This is a genomic window from Bounagaea algeriensis (assembly GCF_054491375.1).
The window spans coordinates 4,064,222-4,090,322 of the sequence record NZ_CM137102.1 but is presented as its reverse complement, the minus strand read 5'-3'; the positions used below and the strand labels follow the sequence as shown (position 1 = coordinate 4,090,322).

Below are 26,101 nucleotides of genomic sequence, written 5' to 3'. Positions count from 1 at the left end.
ACTCTGGATTCGAAGCGAGCACCCCCGTCGCACTTTGCCGGGGGCCTCGACAGCTGCCGTCGTTCCGGCTAGACTGCTACGTTGCGCTGCCCTCTTTCCGTATGCCCGTGAAGGGCTCCTAGGATCGTGGGCGCCATTGCACCCTTGACAGCCGTGTTAGCGATCATGTTCCGTGCATCGGCCTCGATGCCGCGCCGTTCCCAGGTGCCGGGCACCGGCCGCCGGTGCTGCGCATCCCCGATGCATCATCCATCGCTGACGCGGTTGCAGCCAGTTCAGAGTCCCGGAAGGACGCATCTTGGCAGTCTCCCGCGCGACCAAGGTCTCTGCAGCTTCCAACTTCACGTCGGAGATCCCTGGGGCACCCAGGCGGGTCTCGTTCGCGAACATTCACGAGCCGTTGAGCGTGCCGAATCTGCTCGACCTGCAGGTCCAGTCCTTCGAATGGCTCGTCGGTGACGAGTCCTGGTTCCAGCGCCGGGTCGATGCCGGCGAGGAGAACCCCCAGGGCGGACTCGAGGAGGTCCTCAACGAGATCTCCCCGGTCGAGGACTTCTCCGGCTCGATGTCGCTGTCCTTCTCCGATCCGCGCTTCGACGAGGTCAAGGCGACCGTCGAGGAGTGCAAGGACAAGGACATGACGTACTCGGCGCCGCTGTTCGTCACCGCCGAGTTCACCAACCACACCACTGGCGAGATCAAGAGCCAGACGGTCTTCATGGGCGACTTCCCGGTGATGACCAGCACGGGGACGTTCATCATCAACGGCACCGAGCGGGTGGTCGTCTCCCAGGTCGTGCGCTCCCCGGGGGTGTACTTCGACCAGTCGGTGGACAAGTCCACGGACAAGGACATCTACGGGGTGAAGATCATCCCCAGCCGCGGTGCGTGGCTCGAGTTCGACGTGGACAAGCGCGACACCGTCGGTGTGCGCATCGACCGCAAGCGCCGCCAGCCGGTCACCGTGCTGCTGAAGGCGCTGGGGTGGAGCGACGAGGCCATCCGCGAGCGGTTCAGCTTCTCCGAAACGCTGCTGGCGACCCTGGAGAAGGACCAGACGGCCGGCCAGGACGAGGCGCTGCTGGACATCTACCGCAAGCTGCGCCCCGGCGAGCCGCCGACGAAGGAGAGCGCGCAGACCCTGCTGGAGAACCTCTTCTTCAAGGAGAAGCGCTACGACCTGGCCCGAGTCGGCCGCTACAAGCTCAACAAGAAGATGGGGCTCGAGCTGCCCTACGAGACCGGTGTCCTGTCGGAGGAGGACATCGTCACCGCCATCGAGTACCTGGTGCGGCTGCACGCGGGCGAGACCTCGATGAACGCGCACGGCGGAGCCGCGGAGGACTCCGCTGAGCAGGCCACCGTCCCGGTCGAGGTGGACGACATCGACCACTTCGGCAACCGGCGGCTGCGCACGGTCGGTGAGCTCATCCAGAACCAGGTGCGCGTGGGGCTCTCGCGCATGGAGCGGGTCGTCCGCGAGCGGATGACCACGCAGGACGTCGAGGCGATCACGCCGCAGACGCTCATCAACATCCGCCCGGTCTCCGCGGCGATCCGGGAGTTCTTCGGAACCTCCCAGCTGTCCCAGTTCATGGACCAGACCAACCCGGTGGCGGGGCTGACGCACAAGCGGCGGCTCAACGCGCTCGGTCCGGGCGGTCTGTCCCGCGAGCGGGCGGGCATGGAGGTCCGCGACGTCCACCCGTCGCACTACGGCCGGATGTGCCCGATCGAGACGCCGGAGGGCCCGAACATCGGCCTCATCGGCTCGCTGGCCACCTTCGGCCGGGTGAACCCGTTCGGCTTCATCGAGACGCCCTACCGCAAGGTCGTCGAGGGCCGGGTCACCACCGAGATCGAGTACCTCACCGCCGACGAGGAGGACCGGCACGTCAAGGCGCAGGCCAACGCGCCGATCGACGCCGACGGCAACTTCGAGGAGGAGCGGGTGCTGGGTCGGCGCAAGGGCGGCGAGGTCGAGCTGCTCGCGCCGACCGAGATCGACTACATGGACGTCTCGCCGCGGCAGATGGTCTCGGCCGCCACGGCGATGATCCCGTTCCTGGAGAACGACGACGCCAACCGCGCGCTCATGGGCGCGAACATGCAGCGCCAGGCCGTGCCGCTGCTGAAGTCCGACTCGCCGCTGGTCGGCACGGGCATGGAGCTGCGCGCCGCCTACGACACCGGTGAGGTCATCCACGCGGAGAAGGCCGGCGTGGTCGAGGAGCTCAGCGCCGACTACATCACCGTGATGGCCGATGACGGCACGCGCCGGACCTACGGGATGTCCAAGTTCAACCGGTCCAACGCCGGCACCTGCTTCAACCAGAAGCCGGTGATCAACGAGGGCGACCGCGTCGAGGCCGGGCACATCCTCGCGGACGGCCCGTGCACCGAGCAGGGCGAGATGTCGCTGGGCAAGAACCTGCTCACGGCGATCATGCCCTGGGAGGGGCACAACTACGAGGACGCGATCGTCATCTCCCAGCGCCTCGTGCAGGACGACGACCTCACCTCGGTGCACATCGAGGAGCACGAGGTCGACGCCCGCGACACCAAGCTCGGCGCGGAGGAGATCACCCGGGACATCCCGAACGTCTCCGACGACGTGCTGGCCGACCTCGACGAGCGCGGCATCATCCGCATCGGTGCCGAGGTGCAGGGCGGCGACATCCTCGTCGGCAAGGTCACGCCGAAGGGCGAGACCGAGCTGACCCCGGAGGAGCGGCTGCTGCGCGCGATCTTCGGCGAGAAGGCGCGGGAGGTCCGCGACACCTCGCTGAAGGTGCCGCACGGCGAGACCGGCAAGGTCATCGGCGTCCGCGTGTTCAACCGCGAGGACGAGGACGAGCTGCCCGCGGGCGTGAACCAGCTCGTGCGGGTCTACGTCGCGCAGAAGCGCAAGATCCAGGACGGCGACAAGCTCGCCGGCCGGCACGGCAACAAGGGCGTCATCGGCAAGATCCTGCCGGAGGAGGACATGCCGTTCATGGAGGACGGCACCCCGGTGGACATCGTGCTGAACACGCACGGCGTGCCGCGGCGGATGAACATCGGCCAGGTCCTGGAGAGCCACCTCGGCTGGATCGCCAAGCAGGGCTGGTCGATCGAGGGCGAACCGGACTGGGCGCGGCGGTTGCCGGAGGAGCTCTACGACGTGGAGCCCGACACGAACACCGCGAGCCCGGTGTTCGACGGTGCCCGGGAGGAGGAGATCACGGGTCTGCTCGGCTCCACCAAGCCGAACCGCGACGGGCAGCAGCTCGTCAAGGGCGACGGCAAGGCCACGTTGTTCGACGGCCGCAGCGGTGAGCCGTACCCGCACCCCATTTCGGTCGGGTACATGTACATCCTCAAGCTGACGCACATGGTGGACGACAAGATCCACGCGCGGTCCACCGGTCCGTACTCGATGATCACGCAGCAGCCGTTGGGCGGTAAGGCCCAGTTCGGTGGCCAGCGCTTCGGTGAGATGGAGTGCTGGGCGATGCAGGCCTACGGCGCCGCCTACTCGCTGCAGGAGCTGCTGACGATCAAGTCCGACGACGTGGTCGGCCGGGTGAAGGTCTACGAAGCCGTCGTCAAGGGCGAGAACATCCCCGAACCCGGTATTCCGGAGTCGTTCAAGGTGCTTCTCAAGGAGCTCCAGTCGCTGTGCCTGAACGTCGAGGTGCTCTCCAGCGACGGTGCTTCCGTGGAGATGCGCGAGGGCGAGGACGAGGACTTGGAGCGTGCCGCCGCGAACCTCGGCATCAACCTGTCCAAGAACGAGTCGCTGTCGGTCGACGACGTCGCGCACTGACGACCTCGCCGCCGGCCCGCGGTGACGCCGCGGGCCGGCGCCCGACCCAACCTGGCAGGACTGCCGCCGCGGCGGCAGAACTTTCGATCAAGGGAGAAGAGCCGACGTGCTGGACGTCAACTTCTTCGACGAACTCCGCATCGGCCTCGCCACGGCCGACGACATCCGCCAGTGGTCGTATGGCGAGGTGAAAAAGCCCGAGACGATCAACTACCGCACGCTCAAGCCGGAGAAGGACGGCTTGTTCTGCGAGAAGATCTTCGGACCCACCCGCGACTGGGAGTGCTACTGCGGCAAGTACAAGCGGGTCCGCTTCAAGGGCATCATCTGCGAGCGGTGCGGTGTCGAAGTCACGCGCGCCAAGGTGCGGCGTGAACGGATGGGGCACATCGAGCTGGCCGCTGCCGTGACGCACATCTGGTACTTCAAGGGCGTGCCGAGCCGGCTGGGCTACCTGCTCGACCTGGCCCCCAAGGATCTCGAGAAGATCATCTACTTCGCCTCCTACGTGATCACCTCGGTGAACACGGAGATGCGGCACAACGACCTGCCGACGCTGGAGAGCGAGATCGGCGTCGAGCGCAAGCGCATCGCCGACGACCGGGACTCCGAGCTCGAGCAGCGCGCGCAGAAGCTCGAGACCGACCTGGCCCAGCTGGAGCAGGAAGGCGCCAAGAGCGACGCCCGCCGCAAGGTCAAGGAGGCCGGCGAGCGGGAGATGAAGCAGATCCGCGAGCGCACCCAGCGCGAGCTGGACAAGCTCGAGGAGCTGTGGGAAACCTTCACCAAGCTGGAGCCGCGGCAGTTGATCTCGGACGAGACGCTGTTCCGCGAGCTGTACGACCGCTACGGCGAGTACTTCACCGGCGGCATGGGTGCCGAGGCGATCCAGGGGCTGCTGCAGAACTTCGACATCAACGCCGAGGCCGAGGGCCTGCGCGAGACCATCCGCACCGGCAAGGGGCAGAAGAAGCTCCGCGCGCTCAAGCGCCTCAAGGTCGTCGCCGCGTTCCAGAACACCGGCAACGACCCGGCCGGCATGGTGCTCGGTGCGATCCCGGTGATCCCGCCGGACCTGCGCCCGATGGTCCAGCTGGACGGCGGCCGCTTCGCGACCTCCGACCTCAACGACCTGTACCGCCGGGTGATCAACCGGAACAACCGGCTCAAGCGGCTGATCGACCTCGGTGCGCCCGAGATCATCGTCAGCAACGAGAAACGGATGCTGCAGGAGTCCGTCGACGCGCTGTTCGACAACGGCCGGCGCGGACGTCCGGTCACCGGCCCCGGCAACCGCCCGCTCAAGTCGCTGTCCGACCTGCTCAAGGGCAAGCAGGGCCGCTTCCGGCAGAACCTGCTCGGCAAGCGCGTCGACTACTCCGGCCGTTCCGTCATCGTGATCGGTCCGCAGCTGAAGCTGCACCAGTGCGGTCTGCCGAAGGAGATGGCGGTCGAGCTGTTCAAGCCGTTCGTCATGAAGCGGCTGGTCGACCTCAACCACGCGCAGAACATCAAGTCCGCCAAGCGGATGGTGGAGCGGCAGCGGCCGCAGGTCTGGGACGTGCTGGAAGAGGTCATCGCCGAGCACCCGGTGCTGCTCAACCGCGCTCCGACGCTGCACCGGCTGGGCATCCAGGCCTTCGAGCCGCAGCTGGTGGAAGGCAAGGCGATCCAGCTGCACCCGCTGGTCTGCGAGGCGTTCAACGCCGACTTCGACGGCGACCAGATGGCCGTGCACCTGCCGCTGTCGTCGGAGGCGCAGGCCGAGGCCCGGGTGCTGATGCTGGCCAGCAACAACATCCTCTCGCCGGCCTCCGGCCGTCCGCTGGCCATGCCGCGGCTGGACATGGCCACGGGCCTGTACTACCTGAGCCGGCAGAAGGACGGCGCCACCGGTGAAGGCCGGGCGTTCTCGTCCGTCGGCGAGGCGGTCATGGCCTACGACCGCAGGGAGCTGGACCTGCAGGCCCAGGTCACCATCCGGCTGCGCGACGTCGTCCCGACGCGGGGACAGGAGCCGGAGGACTGGGAGCCCGGTCAGCCCTGGAACGCCACCACGACGCTGGGTCGCGTGTGGTTCAACGAGCAGCTGCCCGAGGACTACCCGTACGTCAACGAGCTGCTGCCGAAGAAGAAGCAGGGCGCGATCGTCAACGATCTCGCCGAGCGGTACCCGATGGTGACCGTGTCGCAGACCCTGGACAAGCTCAAGGACGCGGGCTTCCGCTGGGCCACGCAGTCCGGGGTGACCATCGCGATCTCCGACGTGATCGTGCCGCCGAACAAGACCGAGATCCTGGACGGCTACGAGTCCAAGGCCGACCAGGTGGAGAAGCGCTACCGCCGTGGTGCCCTGTCCCACCAGGAGCGCAACGACGAGTTGGTCAAGGTCTGGAACGCCGCCCGCGACGAGGTCGCGGAGGCCATGGAGAACAACTTCCCGGACGACAACTCGATCAGCATGATCGTGAAGTCCGGGGCCGCCGGCAACATGACGCAGGTGGCCCAGCTGGCGGGCATGCGCGGCCTGGTGTCCAACCCGAAGGGTGAGTACATCCCGCGGCCGATCAAGGCGAACTACCGCGAGGGCCTGTCGGTGCTGGAGTACTTCATCTCCAACCACGGTGCGCGCAAGGGTCTCGCCGACACCGCGCTGCGCACCGCCGACTCCGGTTACCTCACCCGGCGCCTGGTCGACGTCTCGCAGGACGTCATCGTCCGCGAGCACGACTGCCACACCGACCGGGGAATCCGGATGCCGATCGCGCAGCGGCAGTACGACGGCACGCTGCTGCGGCACCCGAACGTGGAAACCAGCGTGTACGCCCGGACCACGGCCGCGGACATCACCGACGCCGACGGCAACGCCGTCATCGCCGAGGGCACGGACATCGGCGACCCGGCGATCGAGAAGCTCGTCAACGCCGGTGTCACCGAGGTGCGGATCCGCAGCGTGCTCAGCTGCGAGTCGGAGAACGGCGTCTGCGCGATCTGCTACGGCCGGTCGCTGGCCACCGGCAAGCTGGTCGACGTGGGCGAGGCCGTCGGCATCGTCGCGGCGCAGTCCATCGGTGAGCCGGGTACGCAGCTGACGATGCGCACCTTCCACCAGGGCGGTGTCGCCAGCGAGGACATCACCACCGGGCTGCCGCGCGTGCAGGAGCTGTTCGAGGCCCGGGTCCCGCGGGGCAAGGCGCCGATCGCCGACGCGCCGGGACGCATCCGGATCGAGGACAACGAGCGCAGCTGGAAGATCACCATCACGCCGGACGACGGCGGCGAGGAGATCGTCTACGACAAGCTGTCCAAGCGGCAGCGCCTGGCGACGATCTCGGTGGACGGCACCGAGCGGCAGTTGCAGGACGGCGACCACGTCGAGGTCGGCAAGAAGCTGCTGGAAGGTGCGGTCGACCCGCACGAGGTGCTGCGCGTGATGGGCCCGCGGGAGGCGCAGCTGCACCTGGTCGACCAGGTGCAGGAGGTGTACCGCTCGCAGGGCGTGGGCATCCACGACAAGCACGTCGAGGTGATCGTCCGGCAGATGCTGCGGCGGGTCATCATCATCGACTCCGGTGCGACCGAGTTCCTGCCCGGTTCGCCGGTGGAGCGTTCGCAGTTCGAGTCGGAGAACCGCCGCGTGGTCTCCGAGGGCGGGGACCCGGCGTCCGGCCGTCCGGTGCTCATGGGCATCACGAAGGCCTCGCTGGCCACCGAGTCGTGGCTGTCGGCGGCCTCCTTCCAGGAGACGACCCGCATCCTCACCAACGCCGCGATCGAGCGGTCCAGTGACAAGCTGGTCGGCCTGAAGGAGAACGTGATCATCGGCAAGTTGATCCCGGCCGGTACGGGCATCAACCGGTACCGCAACATCCAGGTGCAGCCGACGGAGGAGGCCCGGGCCGCGGCCTACGCGATCCCCTCCTACGACGACAGCTACTACACCCCGGACGTGTTCGGTGCCGGCACCGGCGCAGCGGTTCCGCTGGACGACTACGACTTCGGCCGCGACTACCGCTGAGCCGCGGGCTCAGGTCTGAACATCGCGGCTCAGGTCTGAACATCGCACCGGCCCCCGCCCGCCCTCGTGCGGGTGGGGGCCGATGCGTGTTCGGGGCCGGATGCGTGTTCGGCGGGGCGGATTCCTGCGCTGCCCGCGCCCCGGTCGGTCCTGCGGCAGGATTGCCCCTGCTGGCGGGCTTGCTCCGCGGTGCGGTCGTTCCTGCGGTGCTGCTGGTCGGTGACGGCGCTGCCGATGTTCGGTGATCAGCCCCGGCAGTGCGGCACCGGGCAGTATGCTCGGCCCTTGATCGTGGAACCTCAGGGTGCCTCGCGCGGCGACGCCCGGTTGTGGGGAGCGAGCTATGACTCAGCCTTCGGGGCGGGTGCCGCAGACCGCGGCGCGGGCAACGGCCGCTGCAGTTCCGCCCGTTGCGCGGCGCCCTCGCGGGCTTCACGTGCTGCTGGCCGTGTTCGTGGTGGACATGGTGCTGAACACGGCGGCCGTGGTGATCAGCGTGCCCGGAGAGTACTGGGCCGCCGTGCTGCTCGTCGGTGCGGGAGTGATCGCCGTGGCACGGCTCGCTGTTTTCATCGGCCTGTGGCTCGGCAACGACACCGCTCGTCAACTGCTCGTGGTCGGGCAGACGTTCTTCGCCGCGGCGCTCGCTCTGGCCGCTTTCTTCGCGTACTCGGGTTTTCTGCACTCCGGCTCCGCCTTCGTCCTCGGCCTGCGCATCGCGGCGATCGTGTGCATGCTCGTCGGAACTGCGCTGGGGACCTCGGGCCTCGTGCGGGAGTGGTGTTCGGGCGGACGGTTCCGGGTGGTGCGTCGTCCGGGACAGGCAAACCCGGTGGCCGAGGAGGACCCTGAAGAGGGTGCTGGTCTGGGGGACTGGACAGGTGCCGTCGGGTGGGGATGGGCGGCCGATGTGCCGCTCGTCCGACTCGGCGGGTTCAACTCGGAACCGTTCGTGGAGACCAAGCACCGGCAATGCCGCACGCTCGTGTGGGGTTCCTACTGCGGGATGTCGGCGATGGTGCTGCAGCAGCGTTACACGAAGCGCGTCCCCGGTGGTACGACCGGGCCCGACATGCGCACGGTGTACAAGGCGAAGTACTACGACATCGTCTGCGCTGTGCTGGAGACGGACACCGCGTTGCCCGCGCTCGCTGTCCGGCAGAAGAAGGATCTCGTCGGGACGGTTTCGGACGTGCTGAACGGTGACAACGCCCGTGCTGCGCTTCAGTGGAGCAACGTGCAACTGCCGCAGCACCCGGCAGGGGAGCTGTTCTCCGCGCGCTCGACCAGCGGTGAATTCGCCCGGCAGTTGCTCACTCCGGACCTGGTGGAAGCCATGGCGCCCGCTCCGGGAATGGAGGTGCTCCGGTTCAACTTCCGACTCACCGGAAACAAGGTCGTGGTCTGGTCGATGATGACCGCCGACATGCGCCCCGAGTTCGTCAAGCAACAGCTCGGTCGTGCCCACGACCTGTACCGGCGGGCAGCTTCGCTCGGGCGGATCGCGCCCGAGTCGAAACCGGTGTTCGCACCGCTGCGGAAGCTCACCGAACAATTGGTGTAACCAGGAGCAGCGCGGGGCTGCCCGTGCGGCGTGGCCCCGACCACCGCCGTGCGGCAGTCGGGGCTGCGGGAACAGCTGGTGACAACCCTTCGGCCGGCCTCAGAACTCCAGTTGCCCTTCGATCTTCTGATCTGCCGGTACATTGCTGAAGCCGCCTTCGCTGGCCTGCTTTTCTAAGCCATCAGCGGCGTTGCTCGCGGCGTTACCGTAGTGCCCCATTGTCTTCATGGCACCGTCGTAGGCCGTCTGCCCCGGATCGATGCTCGTGCCGCCCTGGGCGTTGGTCGTCGGCGTCGGGTCCAGCTGCGCCTGTTCGTACTTCAGCGCGTCCTGCGTCGCCTTCAGCGTGTTCTTCTCCGCGTTGAGCTCGTCGCTGGCCTTCTTGTGCCCACCGGAAGTGTTGGCATCACCGGACTTGATCGCTTCCATCGCGTTGTTCGCTCGAACGGTGTCCAACGCCGCTTTGATCATGGTGATCGCATTGACGACATCGTTGAGGATGTCGATGATCCGCTTGATCTTGCGCGAGGTGTTCGCCACAGCAATACTCGCTTCGACGCTGGTCGCAGCGCCAGCGGCGGCTGTGGATCCGCCGAGTGTCGGCCCAGCCGAAGCCAGAGCTGGCACCCACGTCATAATCAGCCAGGTAATGAAGTCTGCGAGGATTCCGCGGATCGCGCCCTCGGCCGCTTCCGCCAGCGTGGAGCTCATCCGCAGGATCTCGGAAAGGTTGTGCGCCTGCTTGCCGGTGTTGTGCACGCCCTCGGAGAATTCGGCGATCTTCGCCCGCGCTGCCTCGGCCGCCTCGCCGTTCCAATCCGTGGTTCCGGTTTGGACGGTATCGAGGAGATTTTGAGCCAACTGGTTCAACTGCTGCTGGACCTCTGCGAACTCAGCGCTGCCCTGGCTCAGGGATTCCTTGTCGCCGCTGACCGCCTGGATGGCTTCCTCGATGGGCTTGACGAAGTCCATGAGAAAACCCAGTCCTTTGTTGATCAGCCAACTCGCCGGGTTCGTGGCGAAACTGAGCGCATCGGATGCTAGTTCGGCGACACCGGATTGCACCGCGGAGAGATCGACCTGATCGCCGGATACAGCTTTTCCGATTGCAGCGCCCTGCTTGATACCGGGAAGTTCCTGCACCGCGCTGGTGTCTATGGCTCCGCCGTCAGCGGATCCGCCTTCACTCATGCTGCACCACCCGTGTTGATCTTGTCCATGATCGTCTGGATGGATTGCTGATGCGAACGATCGGTCTCGTCGTAGTCCTGCGCGATTTCCTGGAAAGTGTCGCCGGCCTTCTCGATGCCTTCCTTCACCTCGCCCAGGTGTTCACTGAACTGCTGGAGGAGGTCGTCGTAGTCGCTCTTCACGAACATCCCGATCATTCCCCAGGCCGAGTCGGAAACCTCAGCCCGGGAACTGTTCTGCTCGATTCCTCCGGCCGTGTCCGCCAGGCCCTTCACTTCCTGTCCGGTCTTGTCGATCGCCTCGGTGGGCGCGTTGAAACCGTTGCCGTTGCCCATCGGTCACCTCCGGCCGTAGAACGTGCCGTCCTCGAAGTCGTCGTCATCGTCGTCCTCGGCCGGGGCCGATCGGGGTCGTGCGGCGTCCTCGGGGTCGATGCTCACGCCGAGCACTTCCTCCTGGGTGCGCCGGACCCGTTCGGCGATGTCGCCCTCCGGGGCGAACTCCTGCACGATCCCGGCCTGCTCCCGTGCGGCCTGCGCGACGGCCTGACGCAGCGCGCTCATCACGGTGCTCGACAGCTGGATGGGCGAGAGCTTGGTGGCGTCCTTGGTGAACTCGATGTTCGTCACCGAACCGCCGGGTCCGGCGGTGACCGTGACGGCCTTGTCCGCGGAGGTCACCTCGGCCTCGACGGCGCTGATCCGCTCGCGCATCCGATCGGCGTCCTGGAACCGCTGCTGTGCCTGCGCGCCCATCTGGCGCACCCGGTCCAGTTTCCGCTGGACCTCTTCCACGTCCGGCACGGTCCGCCCTCCGTTCTTCGCGTTCTCGTGTTGCGAGGCAAGTATCGTTGATCGGGTTCCCCGATGGGGACGAAACGCCTGAATCGAGATCGCCGAACGTGAAAACGCCGCCCGGCGCACGGCCGGACGGCGTCGTCGTGAGTCCCGGGGTCGATGACTCCGGTAGCGGTGTCGGGTTCTGCTCGCCGGTCAGCCCTCGAGGTCGGCCAGCTGCTGCCGGACCCGTTCGACCTCGGCTTCCAGCTCGGCCAGCTTCGCCTCGTGCTGCTCGCGGGCCTGCTGCAACACGGTTTCGATCGTGTCGGAGATGTCCTCGTGCAGCTCCTTGGCCGCTTTCGACACGGCCGCGGCGGGGACCTGGACGCCTTGCACGACGCGCTTGCCGCCGTGCATGAGTTCGGCCTGCCATTCGCCTTCGGCGGTGCCGGTCACGGTCAGCGTCAGCTCGACGGTCCGGGTCTTGCGGGCGGTGCTCTTGGAGCGCTTCTTCTTCGACTGGGTGTTCTCGCCGCTGCCCTCGCCGTCCGCTGCGGCGGACGTCTGGTCCTGCTCGGCGGACGTCCGGCCGGAGCCCTGCTCCTGCGCCGGCTGCTCGTCCGCCTGCGTCGCGGACTGCTCGGTCGGCTCGGCGTCCGAGGCGGAAGCGGTCTGCGGGTCCTGCTCCTCGGTCACGATGTCACTCCTTCGGCTGGTCGGACTCGTTCGTGCGCGCGGTGCTCGCGCCCTGCTCGCGAACCTCCCGCTCGCGGACGGGCGGCCGCGACGGCGCACCTCCACGATAGAACAGGAGTTCGCCCGCGGGAGGTGTCGCGGCCACGTCCGCGCGGTGCGGACCGCGGTGATCGGGGAGGACGCGGCGCGCCTCCGGTCGGGGACGCTGGAGAACTCTGGCACGCCGCGGTCCGAGCGCGGAGCAGCCCGTGCGGACGCGGCGGCCACCGCGGGAACGCGGGGCACCCTGGAGACGTTCCGGCGAGATCGCATGCGGCACCATTGCGGGCAGCGCACGTGCCGCGCAAACCGCCGGCGAACCTCCCACGGTGACACGAGACGGAGATGCCCCATGACCACACCCGGCTCGTCTGCCAATCCGCTGAACTGGGCAGACCGATTCCGCGCGGCGATGCTCGGCGGCGCGGTCGGCGATGCGCTCGGCGCCGCTGCCCGCGATCTGTCCACTGCGGACATCCAGCGGTGGTACGGCCCGCACGGGCTGACCGACTACGCGCCCGCCTTCGGGCGTCGGGGGCAGGCCAGCGACCTGACGCAGCTGTCCGCCTTCACGTTGGAGGCCGTGCTGCGCACGCGGGCCAACGCCGGTGCCGACGGGCAGGTGCTCTCGTACGTGTTCCGGAACCAGCTGCGCTGGCTGCACACGCAGGCGGTGCCGTGGCCGTTCGCGATGCGCCGCTACCTGCACGAGGAGCCGGCACCCACCGGGTGGCTGCTCGGCCGCGCCGAGTTGTACTCGACGCGCAATCCCGGCGGTCCCGCGCTGGCGGCGCTGGGCGGGATGGCGCAGCAGTCGCCGGTGGACGCGCAGGGCAAGGTCCAGCCGGCGAGCGCGGCGGAAGGCCCGGTGGACTGCCTCGTGTGGACGGCGCCGCTGGCGGTGTGCGCCGCGCGCCCCGACACGGCCTTCGAGCTCGCCTCCGCGCTGGCCAACGTGTTCACCAGCGCGAGCAACACGCGGGCCGCCGCGGGCACGCACGGCTGCGTGCTCGCCCGGGTGCTGCGCGGCAGCTCCCTGTGGGAGTCGGTGGCCCAGGCGGACGAGCAGCTCGCCGCGACCTCCGTGGGCGCGGACACCGGGCGGTTCCCGGCCGCGGTGCGGCAGCTGCTGCACGGAGCGATGTTCGTCTCCCGCCGGCAGCGTCCGCTCGGCCCCGGTGAACTCGACGTGGAGTTCGACTTGGCGAGCGGGCTGGGGGAACTCGGCGTGGCGCTGACCGCCGTGGGGCGCACCCCGTCGTTCGCGGACGCCGTGCGTGCCGCGGTGAACCACTCCGTTGACAGCGCGGTGGCCGGGTCGCTGGCCGGACAGCTCGCCGGCGCGCTGTACGGGCCGGCGGCGATCCCGGCGCGCTGGCTGGACGAGCTCGAGCTGCGGGAGATCCTCGAGACGCTGTCCCAGGACGCGGTGGACGCCTTCGGCGTTCCGCGCTGGGCCCAGCGCTACACCGAGCAGCGCACGCCGATGCTGCCGCACCAGTCCGGGATTCCGGGGCGGGACGAACGCGCTGGTGCGGACCGGACGATGGTGCTGCCCGCCATCCCGGCCGACGGCCCGGCCGAGCCCGCACCGGCGGAGGCCGCACCAGCGGAGCCCGCTCCGGTCGAGCCCGCACCGGCGGAGCCCGCTCCGGTCGAGCCCGCACCAGCGGAGGCCGCTCCGGCCGAGCCCGCATCGGCGGAGGCCACGCTCACCTTCAGCACGCCCCCGGCCGCTGGATCGCCGAATCCGGAAGTCGCTGCCGAGCCGGGGACTGCTGAGTCGGACACCGCCTGGCTCGATGTCGCTGCGCCGGATGTCGGGCCGAACACCGCTGCGCCGGATGCCGCTGCGTCGGATGCCGCTGCGCCGGATGTCGGGCCGAACACTGCTGCGCCGGATGCCGCTGCGCCGGACGCCGCCGGGCCGGAGGGAACCGAGCCCGCGGGTGCCGCTTCGAACGCGACGGCCGCGCTCGAACCGCACGCCGCCCTCGGAGCACCGGAACGGGAGGCCGGCGGCGGTTCCGAGGTCTCGCCGGCCGCGGCGTTCCCCTCCGGTGAAGCCGTGCGGTTCCCCTTCCACGGCACCGCGGACCACGACATCGCGGACCACGAGACCGCTGACCACGACCTCGCGGAGGCTTCCGGGTGGTCGGCCGAGTTCACCGCGCAGAGCCCGACGCAGGTGGACCCCGACGCCTTCCCGCAGGGCACCGGCGCGTTCTCCGCGGAGCCGGAGCGGGTGGACGGTCCGCAGCGCGCCGAGGGCCCGGAGTGGACCTGGCAGGACTGGCAGCACGAGCCGTTCCAGGAGGCCGCCGCGACCGATGAGCCCCGGGACAGCGCGTTCTCCGCCGCCGAACACGCGGTGCGCGAGTTCTGGCTGCGTTCCGCGGAACACGAGCGGGAAGGCCCGCCGGAGGAGACGTTCGCCGGGCGGGGGGAGCCCGCGGAGGCCACCGCACCCCACGCGCCGGAGGGTGCGCGCGGCAGGCACGAGTCCGCCGAGGTCGCACCGGTGCATGCGGCCTCCGACGGGCGAGCGGCCGCGGCCCACTCCGCTGAAACCGGAAGGGCTGAAACCGGAAGGGCTGAAACCGGAGGAGTTGAAACGGGGCGGACTGAAACGGGCCGAGCCGAGGCCGGACGCGGCGGGGAGCACGCCCGCGGCGGGGCCCGCGAACCGGACGCCCCGTCGTTGGCCGAGCGGGTGCTGGGCGGTTTCCTCGGCAGCGCCCTCGGCGATGCGTGCGGCCGCAGGTCCGCCGCGGAACCCGAGGTGGAATTCGGCGCCGCGGAGCCCGCGAGCGTCACCGACGTCACGCGGTCGACCCTGTTCACCGCCGAAGGCCTGATCCGTGCCAGTGTCGCCCGGCGCACGCTCGGCGAGACCGACCCGCTGCCGCAGCTGCGCCTGGCCCACCAGCGCTGGCTGCACGCGTGCGGGGTGGACTGGTCCGTGGCGGCCGGCCCCTTCCGGGAGGTGGTTCCGCAGCCCGACGGGTGGTTGATCGACGTCACCGGGATGCACGTCGACGGCGGAACGAGCGGCACCGTGCTGGAAGCGCTCATAGGATTCGGCGCGGGCGGTGCCGAAGCGCCGGACAGCCGGGCCGGTGATGCGGGTGCGGTGCCGCGCGCGGCGCCGATCGCGCTGCTCTCCGCCGACCCGACCGAGGTGTTCGACCTGGCCACGCGTACGGCGGCGTTCACCCACGGGCATCCGGACGGTCACCTGCCGGCGGGGGCGTTCGCCGTGATCATGCAGCAGGGATTGCTGGGGCGCGAGCTCGACGACGGCGTGTGGCTCGCCCTGCAGCTCCTGGAGACCCGCGAGGACTCCGCGCTGACCGGCGAACTGCTGAAGACGGCCGCCGAGCTCGCGCGTGCGGACATCTCCGCCGAGGGGGCTCGCGACCGCCTCGGTGCGGGGAACACGGGTGCGGAAGCGTTGGCGATCGCGGTGTACGCCGCGTTCACCGGCGGGGACGTGGCACGTGCCGTGGTGCGGGCCGCGCGGCACTCGGTCGAGCCCTGCGCGAGCAGCGCGCTGTGCGGCGGCATCCTCGGCGCGCTGCGGGGTGTCGGAGACCTCCCCGTGGACAGCCTGGCCGGGTTGGAGCTGCGTGCCGTGGTGCAGCGCATGGCCTTGGATTGCGTCGCCGAGTTCGCTGATGACGGTGCTGGCGTCCTCGAAGGCGAGGCGAGCACCGCTCGTCCGGATGATGCGGACTGGCACGAGCGGTACCCGGTGCGTGCACTGCGGGAGGACGAGTCCGACCGCGCCGGGTGCGGGGACGCCTCCGCGGCAGGTGCGGACTGCGCCGGCGTCGCGGCCGAGGACGTCGCAGCAGACCTCGACACGGCCGCCGAGTTCTCGCCGGAGCCGCCCGCGGTGGAGTTCGGCGCATCCGTGACTGCGCCGACCACAGCTGCCGGGGCTGCGCCGACCACCGCTGCGGAGCCCCACGAGGAGTCCGCGCCGCGCGTCGTGCTGCCCGACGAGCCGCCGGTCGGAGCGGACGAGGTCGCCGACGAGGCACCCGCCGCGGACGAGCGGACGGGGTTGCCGCACCGGAGCGGCCCGGTTGACACCGCACCGCCCGCGGAGGGGGCTGTCGGCATCGCACCGCCCGCGGAGGGGGCTGGTGTGGGCGCGGCTGATGCGCCGGGAGAGGTCCCGATGAGCGTGCCGGAACCCGCTGAAACGGCGGCGGAGGCCGATTTCCCCGCCGGAATTCACGAGGGCGCTGGGGTTGCTGGGGATGCTGGAGTTTCTGGGGTTTCCGGGGATGCCGGGGTTTCCGGGGATGCTGGAGTTTCCGGGGTTGCCGGGGTCTCCGGGGATGCTGGGATTTCCGAGGGGGTCGGGGTTTCGGGAGACGCCGGAGTCTCCGGGGAGGCCGTGTTCGAGGAAGAGGACGGAATTTCCGAGCCCGCCGGAAGCGGCGAAGACGCTGCCGCAGACGTGGCTGCGGCTTCCGACGTGCTCGGCGAGGCCGCGGCAGGCGCCGCGACGTTCCCGGCGGTCCCCCCGGGCGGGCAGGTCGACTTCGAACGCGCACGTGCGGAAGCAACGGAAGAGACCACCGAAGGGACCGCCGGGTTTCCCGAGGAGGCCGAGATCGGGGTCGCCGAGACCGGAGCAGAGGACGCCGAGACCGGGGTGCCCGAGCACGCCGAGACCGGGGTGCCCGGGCACGTGGAGACCGGGGTGGTCGAGGAAGCCGAGGCCGAGGACGTCGAGGCGGTCGAGACGACGGACCCCCGCAGTGCCACGGCGATGTGGGTGGATCCGACTGCTGTGCCGGACGCGCCGCAGGCGCGGTCCGGAGAGGACGACGGTCGGGAACCGACCGCGCGCCTCGGCATTGCGACCTTCGAAGAACCGGCCTCGAATCCCAGCGGAATGTCACCCGTTCGGGCATTCATCGGTGCCGGCGCAGCGGTGTCCGCGGCCGGTTCGGACCGTTCGCACGCGCAGGCCGAGGCTGCGCAGGGGAATCCTGCACAGGGGAATCCTGCGCAGGAGGGTGCTGAGCACGGAGTTCCTGCACCGGAAAACCCTGTTCGGGAAGGTACTTCACCGGAGAACCCTGCACCGGAGGACACTGGGCAGGAGGACGTCGGGCCGGAGGACACTGGGCAGGAGGGCACCGCGCCGGAGAACCCGGAGGGCACCGCGCCGGAGGACGCTGGGCAGCAGGACGAGGCGCACGCCGATGACGCGTTCCCCACGCCGAAGCCGGCGCGTCGGCGCATCAACGGAGTGGTGGACACCACGCCACCGGAACCCGAGGAGTGACTTCCGCGAACATCCTCGGGAGCAACCGGAGGGGGGGACCGACCCGGTGCGGCCGGTCGGCGGAGGTGCTCGACCGGCTCGAGGGCGCGGCGACACGTGCGGCGACACGCGCGGCGAGGTTCCCCCGTTTCGCGCGTGCTCGACCTTGTCCGGACGGGTACGCTGATAGCACAAGCCAACAGCGCTCGCCGGCATCGCGTTCCGCCGCCGGTTCTGGGCAGCCGGCTCTGGCTAGCCGATCCGGGTTGGTCGGCTCGATCGGGTCAAGCCGGCTCGGCCGGGTCAGCCTGGGGGAGGTCCGCGGGCACTCGGAGCCACCGCGACCCTGCCGAGGCCGGAAGCGGCGGTGAAGCGGCGGCGGTAGAGCCTGTTGCTGAACCTCCTCGGCTGCGAGCGAGCGCAGGGGCGGCAACGGGCTCTCGGGACGAGCGGTCAAACCGACCCCCGTTTTGACCCCCTGTGAACGGGGCAGGTACCTTTGATTCCTGGACCCGAGCTCATCGGGTCGGTCCGTGTGCTGTTCGCGCGGTGCGCCTCGGGTGGCCCACGCATGCGTCATGCGGACAGTGCGGAACTCCTCCCGCAGGCACTGGGCATCCCCAGGATGGCTGCAGTGTCCATACCGAGGAGTGGGCAACACGCCCGACTTCGGGGGTCGGAGGGTTTCCGAAACCAGGACGGTGCTTGCCGGGCGATCGAGGGCGTTCGATGCCGAGGCACACCGATGCTCGAACGAGCGCGGCTTGGTCGAGCACCCGAAGAAGACGCGAACGCTGACAGAAAGCCGGTCCATGCCCACCATCCAGCAGCTGGTCCGAAAGGGCCGCCAGGACAAGCCCGCGAAGCTGACGACTGCCGGGCTCAAGGGGAGCCCGCAGCGGCGCGGCGTGTGCACCCGCGTGTACACCACCACCCCGAAGAAGCCGAACTCGGCGCTGCGTAAGGTCGCCCGTGTCAGGCTGACCAGTGGTGTCGAAGTGACGGCGTACATCCCGGGTGAAGGCCACAACCTGCAGGAGCACTCCATCGTGCTCGTTCGCGGTGGTCGTGTGAAGGACCTCCCCGGTGTCCGTTACAAGATCGTCCGCGGTGCCGCCGACACGCAGGGTGTGAAGAACCGCAAGCAGTCTCGCAGCCAGTACGGCGCGAAGAAGGAGAAGAGCTGATGCCCCGCAAGGGTCCGGCCCCGAAGCGGTCGTTGTACGCCGATCCGGTCTATGGTTCCCCGCTGGTCACCCAGCTCGTGAACAAGGTGCTGGTGGACGGGAAGCGTTCCCTGGCCGAGCGGATCGTCTACGGTGCGTTGGAAGGCTGCCGGGAGAAGACCGGCACCGACCCGGTGGTCACGCTCAAGCGCGCGCTGGACAACGTCAAGCCCACCCTGGAGGTCCGCAGCCGCCGCGTCGGTGGCGCGACGTACCAGGTCCCGGTGGAGGTGCGCCAGGGTCGTTCCACGACGTTGGCTCTGCGCTGGATGGTCATCTACTCCCGGCAGCGGCGCGAGAAGTCCATGGTCGATCGCCTGACCAACGAGCTGCTGGACGCGAGCAACGGTCTCGGCGCGAGCGTGAAGAAGCGCGAAGACACGCACAAGATGGCGGAGTCCAACAAGGCTTTCGCGCACTACCGCTGGTGACGTCGGGTCGGCCCACTGCCCGCTCGACGCACCGCTTCGACAGCTTGCACCTGCTGTAGGAACGGGGAAGATCTCGTGGCACGCGACGTGCTTACGGACCTCACCAAGGTCCGCAACATCGGCATCATGGCCCACATCGACGCGGGCAAGACGACGGCGACCGAGCGGATCCTCTACTACACGGGGATCAACTACAAGCTCGGCGAGACGCACGACGGTGCGTCGACGATGGACTGGATGCAGGAGGAGCAGAAGCGGGGCATCACCATCACCTCGGCTGCGACCACCACCTTCTGGAACGACTACCAGATCAACATCATCGACACCCCCGGGCACGTCGACTTCACCGCCGAGGTGGAGCGCTCGCTGCGCGTGCTGGACGGCGCCGTCGCGGTCTTCGACGGCAAGGAGGGCGTCGAGCCGCAGTCCGAGCAGGTCTGGCGCCAGGCGGACAAGTACGACGTCCCGCGCATCTGCTTCATCAACAAGATGGACAAGCTGGGCGCGGACTTCGACTACAGCGTCGGGACCATCCGCGAGCGGCTGAACGCCAAGCCGCTGGTGCTGCAGCTGCCGATCGGTCGGGAGTCCGACTTCGAGGGCGTCGTCGACCTGATCAACATGCGGGCGCTGACCTGGCGCGGTGACGTGGAGAAGGGCGCCAAGTACACCGTCGAGGAGATCCCGGAGGAGCTCCGCGAGAAGGCGCAGCGATACCGGGAGGAGCTCGTCGAATCGGTCGCCGAGAGCTCCGAGGAGCTCATGGAGGCCTACTTCGGCGGTGCCGAGCTCAGCGTCGACCAGATCAAGGCCGGCATCCGCACGCTCACCGTGAACCGCGAGGCCTTCCCGGTGCTGTGCGGCTCCGCCTTCAAGAACAAGGGCGTGCAGCCGATGCTGGACGCCGTGGTCGACTTCCTGCCGTCGCCGCTGGACCTGCCGCCGGTGCAGGGCACGCTGACCGACGGGGAGACCGCCGACGAGCGCAGGCCGGACACGAAGGAGCCCTTCTCCGCGCTGGCGTTCAAGGTCGCGGTGCACCCGTTCTACGGCAAGCTCACCTACGTCCGCGTGTACTCCGGCCAGATCCAGCAGGCCCAGCAGATCATCAACGCGACCCGCGGGCGCAAGGAGCGCATCGGCAAGCTGTTCCAGATGCACTCCAACAAGGAGAACCCGGTCGACGAGGCGCAGGCCGGGCACATCTACGCCGTGGTCGGCCTCAAGGAGACCGGCACCGGTGACACGCTCTCGGACTCGAACAAGCCGATCGTGCTGGAGTCGATGAGCTTCCCGGCCTCGGTCATCGACGTGGCCATCGAGCCGAAGAGCAAGGCCGACCAGGAGAAGCTCTCCACCGCCATCCAGAAGCTGGCGGAGGAGGACCCCACGTTCCGGGTGCACCGGGACGAGGAGACCGGCCAGACCATCATCGGTGGCATGGGCGAGCTCCACCTCGAGGTCCTCGTGCAGCGGATGAAGACGGACTTCAAGGTCGAGGCCAACATCGGCAAGCCGCAGGTCTCCTACCGCGAGACCATCCGCAAGCCGGTGGAGAAGTTCGAGTACACGCACAAGAAGCAGACCGGTGGCTCGGGCCAGTTCGCCCGCGTGATCATCAACGTCGAACCGATCGAGCAGACCAACGAGAGCGCGACCTACGAGTTCGCCAACAAGGTTGTCGGCGGACGCGTGCCGAAGGAGTTCATCCCGTCGGTCGACGAGGGCGCGCAGGACGCCATGCAGTACGGGGTGCTCGCGGGGTACCCGCTGGTTGGTGCGAAGGTGACCTTGGTCGACGGCCAGTACCACGAGGTCGACTCCTCGGAGATGGCCTTCAAGGTCGCGGGTTCCATGGCGATGAAGGAGGCTGTCACCAAGGCCAGCCCCTGCCTGCTGGAGCCCATGATGGCGGTCGAGGTGACCACGCCCGAGGAGTACATGGGCGACGTCATCGGCGACCTGAACTCCCGCCGTGGTCAGGTCCAGGCCATGGAGGAGCGCAACGGGACGCGGGTCGTGAAGGGCCTGGCTCCGTTGTCCGAGATGTTCGGGTATGTCGGCGAGCTCCGGTCCAAGACGCAGGGGCGCGCCAACTACACGATGCACTTCGACTCCTATGCCGAGGTTCCCGCGAACGTGGCGAAGGAGATCATCGCGAAGGCGACCGGGGAGTGACTCCCCCGTAGAAACCGGTGCGGCGGAGGACCGGTTCCGCACCCGGCGGTGACGCCGTCGGGGAGCGGGTCCGGTGCTCCGCCCTCCACACCCGACAGGACTCCGCCTGGCGCACCGAGGTCGTACGGCGGAAAGGTAACAAGTCCAGGAGGACATTCCAGTGGCGAAGGCGAAGTTCGAGAGGGACAAGCCGCACGTCAACATCGGGACCATCGGTCACGTTGACCACGGCAAGACCACCCTGACGGCAGCCATCACCAAGGTGCTGCACGACAAGCACCCGGAGCTCAACCCCTTCACGCCTTTCGACACCATCGACAAGGCACCGGAGGAAAAAGAGCGCGGCATCACGATCCAGATCGCGCACGTCGAGTACCAGACCGAGACGCGTCACTACGCGCACGTTGACGCGCCCGGCCACGCCGACTACGTGAAGAACATGATCACCGGTGCCGCCCAGATGGACGGCGCGATCCTGGTGGTCGCCGCGACCGACGGTCCGATGCCGCAGACCCGCGAGCACGTGCTGCTGGCCCGGCAGGTCGGCGTCCCCTACATCGTGGTGGCGCTGAACAAGGCCGACATGGTCGAGGACGACGAGATCAGCGAGCTCGTCGAGATGGAGGTCCGGGAGCTGCTGTCCGAGCAGGAGTTCCCGGGTGACGACATCCCGGTCGTGAAGGTCTCCGCGCTCAAGGCCCTGGAGGGCGACGAGCAGTGGACCGACCGGATCATGGACCTGCTCAACGCCTGCGACGAGAAGATCCCGGACCCGGTCCGCGCGACCGACCAGTCCTTCCTCATGCCGGTCGAGGACATCTTCTCGATCACCGGCCGCGGCACCGTCGTCACCGGCCGCGTCGAGCGCGGTCAGATCAAGGTGAACGAAGAGGTCGAGATGGTCGGCATCAAGGACAAGGCCATCAAGACCACCGTCACCGGCGTCGAGATGTTCCGCAAGCTGCTCGACCAGGGCCAGGCCGGCGACAACGTGGGTCTGCTGGTTCGCGGTGTCAAGCGCGAGGACGTCGAGCGCGGCATGGTCGTGGTGAAGCCCGGCAGCACCACCCCGCACACCGAGTTCGAGGCGCAGGTGTACGTCCTGTCCAAGGACGAGGGTGGTCGCCACACGCCGTTCTTCAACAACTACCGGCCGCAGTTCTACTTCCGCACCACGGACGTGACCGGTGTCGTGACCCTGCCCGAGGGCACCGAGATGGTCATGCCCGGTGACAACACCGAGATGTCGGTGCAGCTCATCCAGCCCATCGCGATGGAGGAGGGGCTGCGCTTCGCGATCCGCGAGGGTGGCCGCACCGTCGGCGCCGGTCGCGTCACGCAGATCACCAAGTGAGTTGACAGGGGGCCTGCCCTTCCGCGCGAGGGGCAGGCCTTCTGCGGTTTGCGGGCGTTCCACGCCAACAAACCACCCCGATGAGCAGCGGCGTACTCGGGTATGTCATGCTATTCGGGTTGCTCGTGTGGGGCGGCCGGAAGCGCCGTTCGCCGGCGTGTCCGGCCGCCCCGTTGCGAGGGCCTCGCGGCCCTGGTCTCGGGCCGGGCCCACCTGCCGGACCTCTCGGGTTCGTGGCGACGGTGCGGCGATCCGGACCGACAAGCAGGTGTACGGGTTTTTCCCATCCTCTGCGGCGACGTTCGCGGAGGACCGGTGCGCGGCAGCGGGCCGACACGCCCGACCGCGTGTTCCGGGCACCAACAAGCTGAACAGGGTGAACCGAGGGCTGTGCGATCCGGGATCCGGCTCGCCGGCCGCGTTCGCTGACGCGCTGTGCTCGCTGCAGCACTGCTTTTGCTCAGGCACGGCGTTTGCTCAGGCACGGCGTTGCGGCGCTGGCGCGGTGAACGCGGCACGGGTCGGACGACGGTCGGGCTTCCCGGAGATCGGGGTCTGGCGGGCATCGGGAGCGACACCCGGCCCCACGGCCAGGTGGCCGCGCGGCGGCGAGCCGCCGCGGCCGGCGCACCCGGTCCCACAACGAAACCGCGGCACGAGACCAGAAGGAACGGCAAGCCACTATGGCGGGACAGAAGATCCGCATCCGGCTCAAGGCCTACGACCACGAGGCGATCGACGCGTCCGCGCGCAAGATCGTCGAGACCGTGACGCGCACCGGCGCTCGGGTCGTTGGGCCGGTGCCGCTGCCCACGGAGAAGAACGTCTACTGCGTCATCCGCTCCCCGCACAAGTACAAGGACTCGCGGGAGCACTTCGAGATGCGTACGCACAAGCGGATGATCGACATCCTCGAACCGACGCCGAAGACGGTGGACGCGCTCATGCGCATCGACCTGCCAGCCAGCGTCGACGTGAACATCCAGTAAGGCACGGCGACCAGAGGTAGCTGGAGAGAACGAGACCCATGTCTGAGAAGCAGATGAAGGGGATTCTGGGCACCAAGCTCGGCATGACCCAGGTCTTCGACGAGAACAACCGGGTGGTGCCGGTGACCGTCGTGGAGGCCGGGCCGAACGTGGTCACCCAGATTCGCACCCCGGACAAGGACGGCTACTCGGCCGTGCAACTGGCGTTCGGCGGGGTGAAGCCGCGCAAGGTGACCAAGCCGCGCGCCGGCCACTTCGCGAAGGCCGGTGTCACCCCGCGTCGGCACCTGGTGGAGCTGCGCACGGCCGACGCAGGTGACTACGAAGTCGGCCAGGAGATCACCGCTGAGCTCTTCGACAGCGGCGCTGTCGTCGACGTGGTCGGCACCAGCAGGGGCAAGGGCTTCGCGGGCACCATCAAGCGGCACGGGTTCCACCGGCAGCCGATGAGCCACGGTACGCACCGCGTGCACCGCAAGCCGGGTTCGATCGGCGGCTGCGCGTACCCCGGCCGCGTGTTCAAGGGCATGAAGATGGCGGGCCGGATGGGCTCGAACCGGGTCACCACGCAGAACCTGAAGGTGCACCAGGTCGAGGACGACTCCGGTCTGCTGCTGATCAAGGGCGCCATCCCGGGTCCCAAGGGCGGCCTGGTGCTGGTGAAGAGTCCTGCGAAGGGTGGTGCGTGATGGGCGCGACGCTCGACGTCCGTACCCCGGACGGCAAGACCGACGGCACGGTCGAACTGCCCGCCGAGATCTTCGACGTGCAGGCGAGCATTCCGCTGATGCACCAGGTCGTCGTGGCGCAGCTGGCCGCCGGCCGGCAGGGCACCCACGCGACCAAGACTCGCGGCATGCGTTCCGGTGGCGGCAAGAAGCCGTACCGGCAGAAGGGCACCGGCAACGCCCGGCAGGGTTCGACCCGCGCTCCGCAGTTCAAGGGCGGCGGTGTCGTGCACGGTCCCCAGCCGCGTGACTACGACCAGCGCACGCCGAAGAAGATGAAGGCCAAGGCGCTGTTCGGTGCGCTGTCCGACCGGGTGCGCGCCGACCAGCTGCACGTGGTCACGCACGTGGTCGGCGCGGAGAGCCCGTCCACGAAGCAGGGCAAGGCGGCGCTGCGCAACTGGACCGATGCCCGCAAGGTGCTGGTCGTGTTGGACCGCCAGGAGGAGGAGAACTCCTGGCTGAGCCTGCGGAACCTGCAGCACGTGCACCTGCTGGACGCGAGCCAGGTCAACACCTACGACGTGCTGAACAACGACGACGTGGTGTTCACCAAGTCCGCGTTCGAGCGGTTCGTCAGCCGCGCGTCGCAGGGTCGTTCGGCCAGGACCACCGCGTCTTCCACGGAGGAGGCTAAGCAGTGAGTGGCGACCCGCGTGACGTGATCATCAAGCCGGTGATCTCCGAGAAGAGCTACGGCTTGATGGAGCAGAACCAGTACACGTTCTTGGTGGACCCGCGGTCGAACAAGACCGAGATCAAGATCGCCGTCGAGAAGATCTTCGACGTCCGGGTTTCCAAGGTGAACACGATCAACCGCAAGGGCAAGCGCAAGCGCACCCGCACCGGGTGGGGCAAGCGCAAGGACACCAAGCGGGCGATCATCGTGTTGTCCCCGGACAGCAAGCCGATCGAGATCTTCGGCGGTACGGCTAGCTGACCGCGTTGATGAGGACGAGGTTGCATTAGAAATGGGCGTTCGCAAGTACAAGCCGACGACGGCGGGCCGTCGCGGCTCCAGCGTGTCCGACTTCGCCGAGATCACGCGGTCGAAGCCGGAGAAGTCGTTGGTCCGTCCGCTGAACAAGAAGGCGGGCAGGAACAACAAGGGCAGGATCACTACGCGCCACCAGGGCGGCGGGCACAAGCGGATGTACCGCGTCATCGACTTCCGCCGTCATGACAAGGACGGTGTGCCGGCGAAGGTCGCGCACATCGAGTACGACCCGAACCGCAGTGCTCGGATCGCCCTGCTCAACTACAAGGACGGCGAGAAGCGCTACATCATCGCGCCGAACAAGGTCAATCAGGGCGACTGGCTCGAGAACGGGGCCAAGGCCGACATCAAGTCCGGCAACAACCTCCCGCTGCGAAACATCCCGCTGGGCACCGTGATCCACGCGATCGAGCTGGCTCCGGGCGGCGGCGCCAAGATCGCGCGGGCCGCGGGCACCCGGGTGCAGCTGGTGGCCAAGGAGGGCCGTTTCGCGCAGCTGCGGATGCCGTCCGGCGAGATCCGCAACGTGGACGCGCGCTGCCGCGCCACCATCGGCGAGGTCGGCAACTCCGAGCACTCCAACATCAATTGGGGCAAGGCCGGCCGGATGCGTTGGAAGGGTCGTCGACCCACGGTCCGCGGTGTCGCCATGAACCCGATCGACCACCCGCTCGGCGGCGGTGAGGGTCGCAGCTCGGGTGGGCGCCACCCGGTCAACCCGAACGGCAAGCCGGAAGGCCGCACCCGTCGGAGGAAGTCCAGCGACAAGCTGATCGTCCGGCGTCGTCGGACCGGCAAGAAGAAGCGCTGAGCAGG

At 68.6% G+C, this 26,101-nt stretch carries 17 protein-coding genes; 13 read left to right on the top strand and 4 right to left on the bottom strand.

What is annotated here, in order from left to right:
- Nucleotides 1–298 precede the first annotated feature (298 nt).
- From rpoB to ACVGV2_RS18550, 3 genes are all read left to right on the top strand, one after another.
- The gene (rpoB, locus tag ACVGV2_RS18560; protein ID WP_459163624.1) at nucleotides 299–3,808 is read left to right on the top strand and encodes a DNA-directed RNA polymerase subunit beta; all 3,510 of its coding nucleotides are present in this window, start codon (nucleotides 299–301) and stop codon (nucleotides 3,806–3,808) included.
- Between the two features lie 106 nt (nucleotides 3,809–3,914).
- Nucleotides 3,915–7,826, top strand: a complete 3,912-nt coding sequence (locus ACVGV2_RS18555; RefSeq protein ID WP_459163623.1) for a DNA-directed RNA polymerase subunit beta' — start codon at nucleotides 3,915–3,917, stop codon at nucleotides 7,824–7,826.
- A 343-nt stretch (nucleotides 7,827–8,169) separates the two neighbouring features.
- Nucleotides 8,170–9,390: a hypothetical protein gene (locus tag ACVGV2_RS18550; protein ID WP_459163622.1), complete on the top strand. Its 1,221-nt coding sequence runs from the start codon at nucleotides 8,170–8,172 to the stop codon at nucleotides 9,388–9,390.
- 99 nt (nucleotides 9,391–9,489) lie between these two features.
- On the opposite strand, the gene ACVGV2_RS18545 is transcribed toward ACVGV2_RS18550, so the two are convergent.
- From ACVGV2_RS18545 to ACVGV2_RS18530, 4 genes are all read right to left on the bottom strand, one after another.
- The gene (locus tag ACVGV2_RS18545) at nucleotides 9,490–10,581 is read right to left on the bottom strand and encodes a hypothetical protein (protein WP_459163621.1); all 1,092 of its coding nucleotides are present in this window, start codon (nucleotides 10,579–10,581) and stop codon (nucleotides 9,490–9,492) included.
- Nucleotides 10,578–10,916, bottom strand: coding sequence for a hypothetical protein (locus ACVGV2_RS18540; RefSeq protein WP_459163620.1), 339 nt, complete (start codon nucleotides 10,914–10,916; stop codon nucleotides 10,578–10,580). Before ACVGV2_RS18540 ends, ACVGV2_RS18545 begins: the two co-directional genes overlap by 4 nt.
- Before the next feature lie 3 nt (nucleotides 10,917–10,919).
- Nucleotides 10,920–11,384, bottom strand: coding sequence for a YbaB/EbfC family nucleoid-associated protein (locus tag ACVGV2_RS18535; RefSeq protein WP_459163619.1), 465 nt, complete (start codon nucleotides 11,382–11,384; stop codon nucleotides 10,920–10,922).
- Between the two features lie 189 nt (nucleotides 11,385–11,573).
- The gene (locus ACVGV2_RS18530) at nucleotides 11,574–12,056 is read right to left on the bottom strand and encodes a DUF6319 family protein (protein WP_459163618.1); all 483 of its coding nucleotides are present in this window, start codon (nucleotides 12,054–12,056) and stop codon (nucleotides 11,574–11,576) included.
- Between the two features lie 391 nt (nucleotides 12,057–12,447).
- Between ACVGV2_RS18530 and ACVGV2_RS18525 the strand changes: the two genes are divergently transcribed.
- From ACVGV2_RS18525 to rplB, 10 genes are all read left to right on the top strand, one after another.
- Nucleotides 12,448–17,403: an ADP-ribosylglycohydrolase family protein gene (locus tag ACVGV2_RS18525; protein WP_459163617.1), complete on the top strand. Its 4,956-nt coding sequence runs from the start codon at nucleotides 12,448–12,450 to the stop codon at nucleotides 17,401–17,403.
- Nucleotides 17,404–18,194: 791 nt separating this feature from the next.
- Nucleotides 18,195–18,569 (top strand): 30S ribosomal protein S12, encoded by a 375-nt coding sequence (gene rpsL / locus ACVGV2_RS18520; protein ID WP_459160084.1) that lies wholly within the window; start codon nucleotides 18,195–18,197, stop codon nucleotides 18,567–18,569.
- Nucleotides 18,569–19,039 (top strand): 30S ribosomal protein S7, encoded by a 471-nt coding sequence (gene rpsG, locus ACVGV2_RS18515; RefSeq protein ID WP_459163616.1) that lies wholly within the window; start codon nucleotides 18,569–18,571, stop codon nucleotides 19,037–19,039. Before rpsL ends, rpsG begins: the two co-directional genes overlap by 1 nt.
- A gap of 75 nt (nucleotides 19,040–19,114) precedes the next feature.
- Nucleotides 19,115–21,217 carry an elongation factor G gene (gene fusA, locus ACVGV2_RS18510; protein ID WP_459163615.1) on the top strand — a complete coding sequence of 701 codons (2,103 nt, stop codon included), beginning with the start codon at nucleotides 19,115–19,117 and terminating at the stop codon, nucleotides 21,215–21,217.
- Between the two features lie 160 nt (nucleotides 21,218–21,377).
- A complete protein-coding gene (gene tuf / locus ACVGV2_RS18505) occupies nucleotides 21,378–22,571 on the top strand; it encodes an elongation factor Tu (protein ID WP_459163614.1) in 1,194 nt (397 codons plus the stop codon).
- Between the two features lie 683 nt (nucleotides 22,572–23,254).
- Nucleotides 23,255–23,560 (top strand): 30S ribosomal protein S10, encoded by a 306-nt coding sequence (gene rpsJ / locus ACVGV2_RS18500; RefSeq protein WP_459157386.1) that lies wholly within the window; start codon nucleotides 23,255–23,257, stop codon nucleotides 23,558–23,560.
- Nucleotides 23,561–23,598: 38 nt separating this feature from the next.
- Complete coding sequence (gene rplC, locus ACVGV2_RS18495; RefSeq protein ID WP_459163613.1) at nucleotides 23,599–24,249, top strand: 50S ribosomal protein L3; 651 nt, start codon at nucleotides 23,599–23,601, stop codon at nucleotides 24,247–24,249.
- Entirely contained in the window at nucleotides 24,249–24,932 is a 684-nt protein-coding gene (gene rplD, locus ACVGV2_RS18490) for a 50S ribosomal protein L4 (protein WP_459163612.1), read from the top strand. Before rplC ends, rplD begins: the two co-directional genes overlap by 1 nt.
- Complete coding sequence (gene rplW / locus ACVGV2_RS18485; protein ID WP_459163611.1) at nucleotides 24,929–25,228, top strand: 50S ribosomal protein L23; 300 nt, start codon at nucleotides 24,929–24,931, stop codon at nucleotides 25,226–25,228. Before rplD ends, rplW begins: the two co-directional genes overlap by 4 nt.
- Nucleotides 25,229–25,259: 31 nt before the next feature.
- Entirely contained in the window at nucleotides 25,260–26,096 is an 837-nt protein-coding gene (gene rplB, locus ACVGV2_RS18480; RefSeq protein ID WP_459163610.1) for a 50S ribosomal protein L2, read from the top strand.
- Nucleotides 26,097–26,101: the final 5 nt, after the last annotated feature.

Coding starts and splice junctions, on each gene's coding strand:
- rpsJ (WP_459157386.1), top strand. CDS start 23,255: ATGGCGGGACAGAAGATCCGCATCCGGCTCAAGGCCTACGACCACGAG.
- ACVGV2_RS18540 (WP_459163620.1), bottom strand. CDS start 10,916: ATGGGCAACGGCAACGGTTTCAACGCGCCCACCGAGGCGATCGACAAG.
- ACVGV2_RS18545 (WP_459163621.1), bottom strand. CDS start 10,581: ATGAGTGAAGGCGGATCCGCTGACGGCGGAGCCATAGACACCAGCGCG.
- rplC (WP_459163613.1), top strand. CDS start 23,599: ATGTCTGAGAAGCAGATGAAGGGGATTCTGGGCACCAAGCTCGGCATG.
- rplD (WP_459163612.1), top strand. CDS start 24,249: ATGGGCGCGACGCTCGACGTCCGTACCCCGGACGGCAAGACCGACGGC.
- rpsG (WP_459163616.1), top strand. CDS start 18,569: ATGCCCCGCAAGGGTCCGGCCCCGAAGCGGTCGTTGTACGCCGATCCG.
- ACVGV2_RS18525 (WP_459163617.1), top strand. CDS start 12,448: ATGACCACACCCGGCTCGTCTGCCAATCCGCTGAACTGGGCAGACCGA.
- rplB (WP_459163610.1), top strand. CDS start 25,260: ATGGGCGTTCGCAAGTACAAGCCGACGACGGCGGGCCGTCGCGGCTCC.
- rpsL (WP_459160084.1), top strand. CDS start 18,195: ATGCCCACCATCCAGCAGCTGGTCCGAAAGGGCCGCCAGGACAAGCCC.
- ACVGV2_RS18550 (WP_459163622.1), top strand. CDS start 8,170: ATGACTCAGCCTTCGGGGCGGGTGCCGCAGACCGCGGCGCGGGCAACG.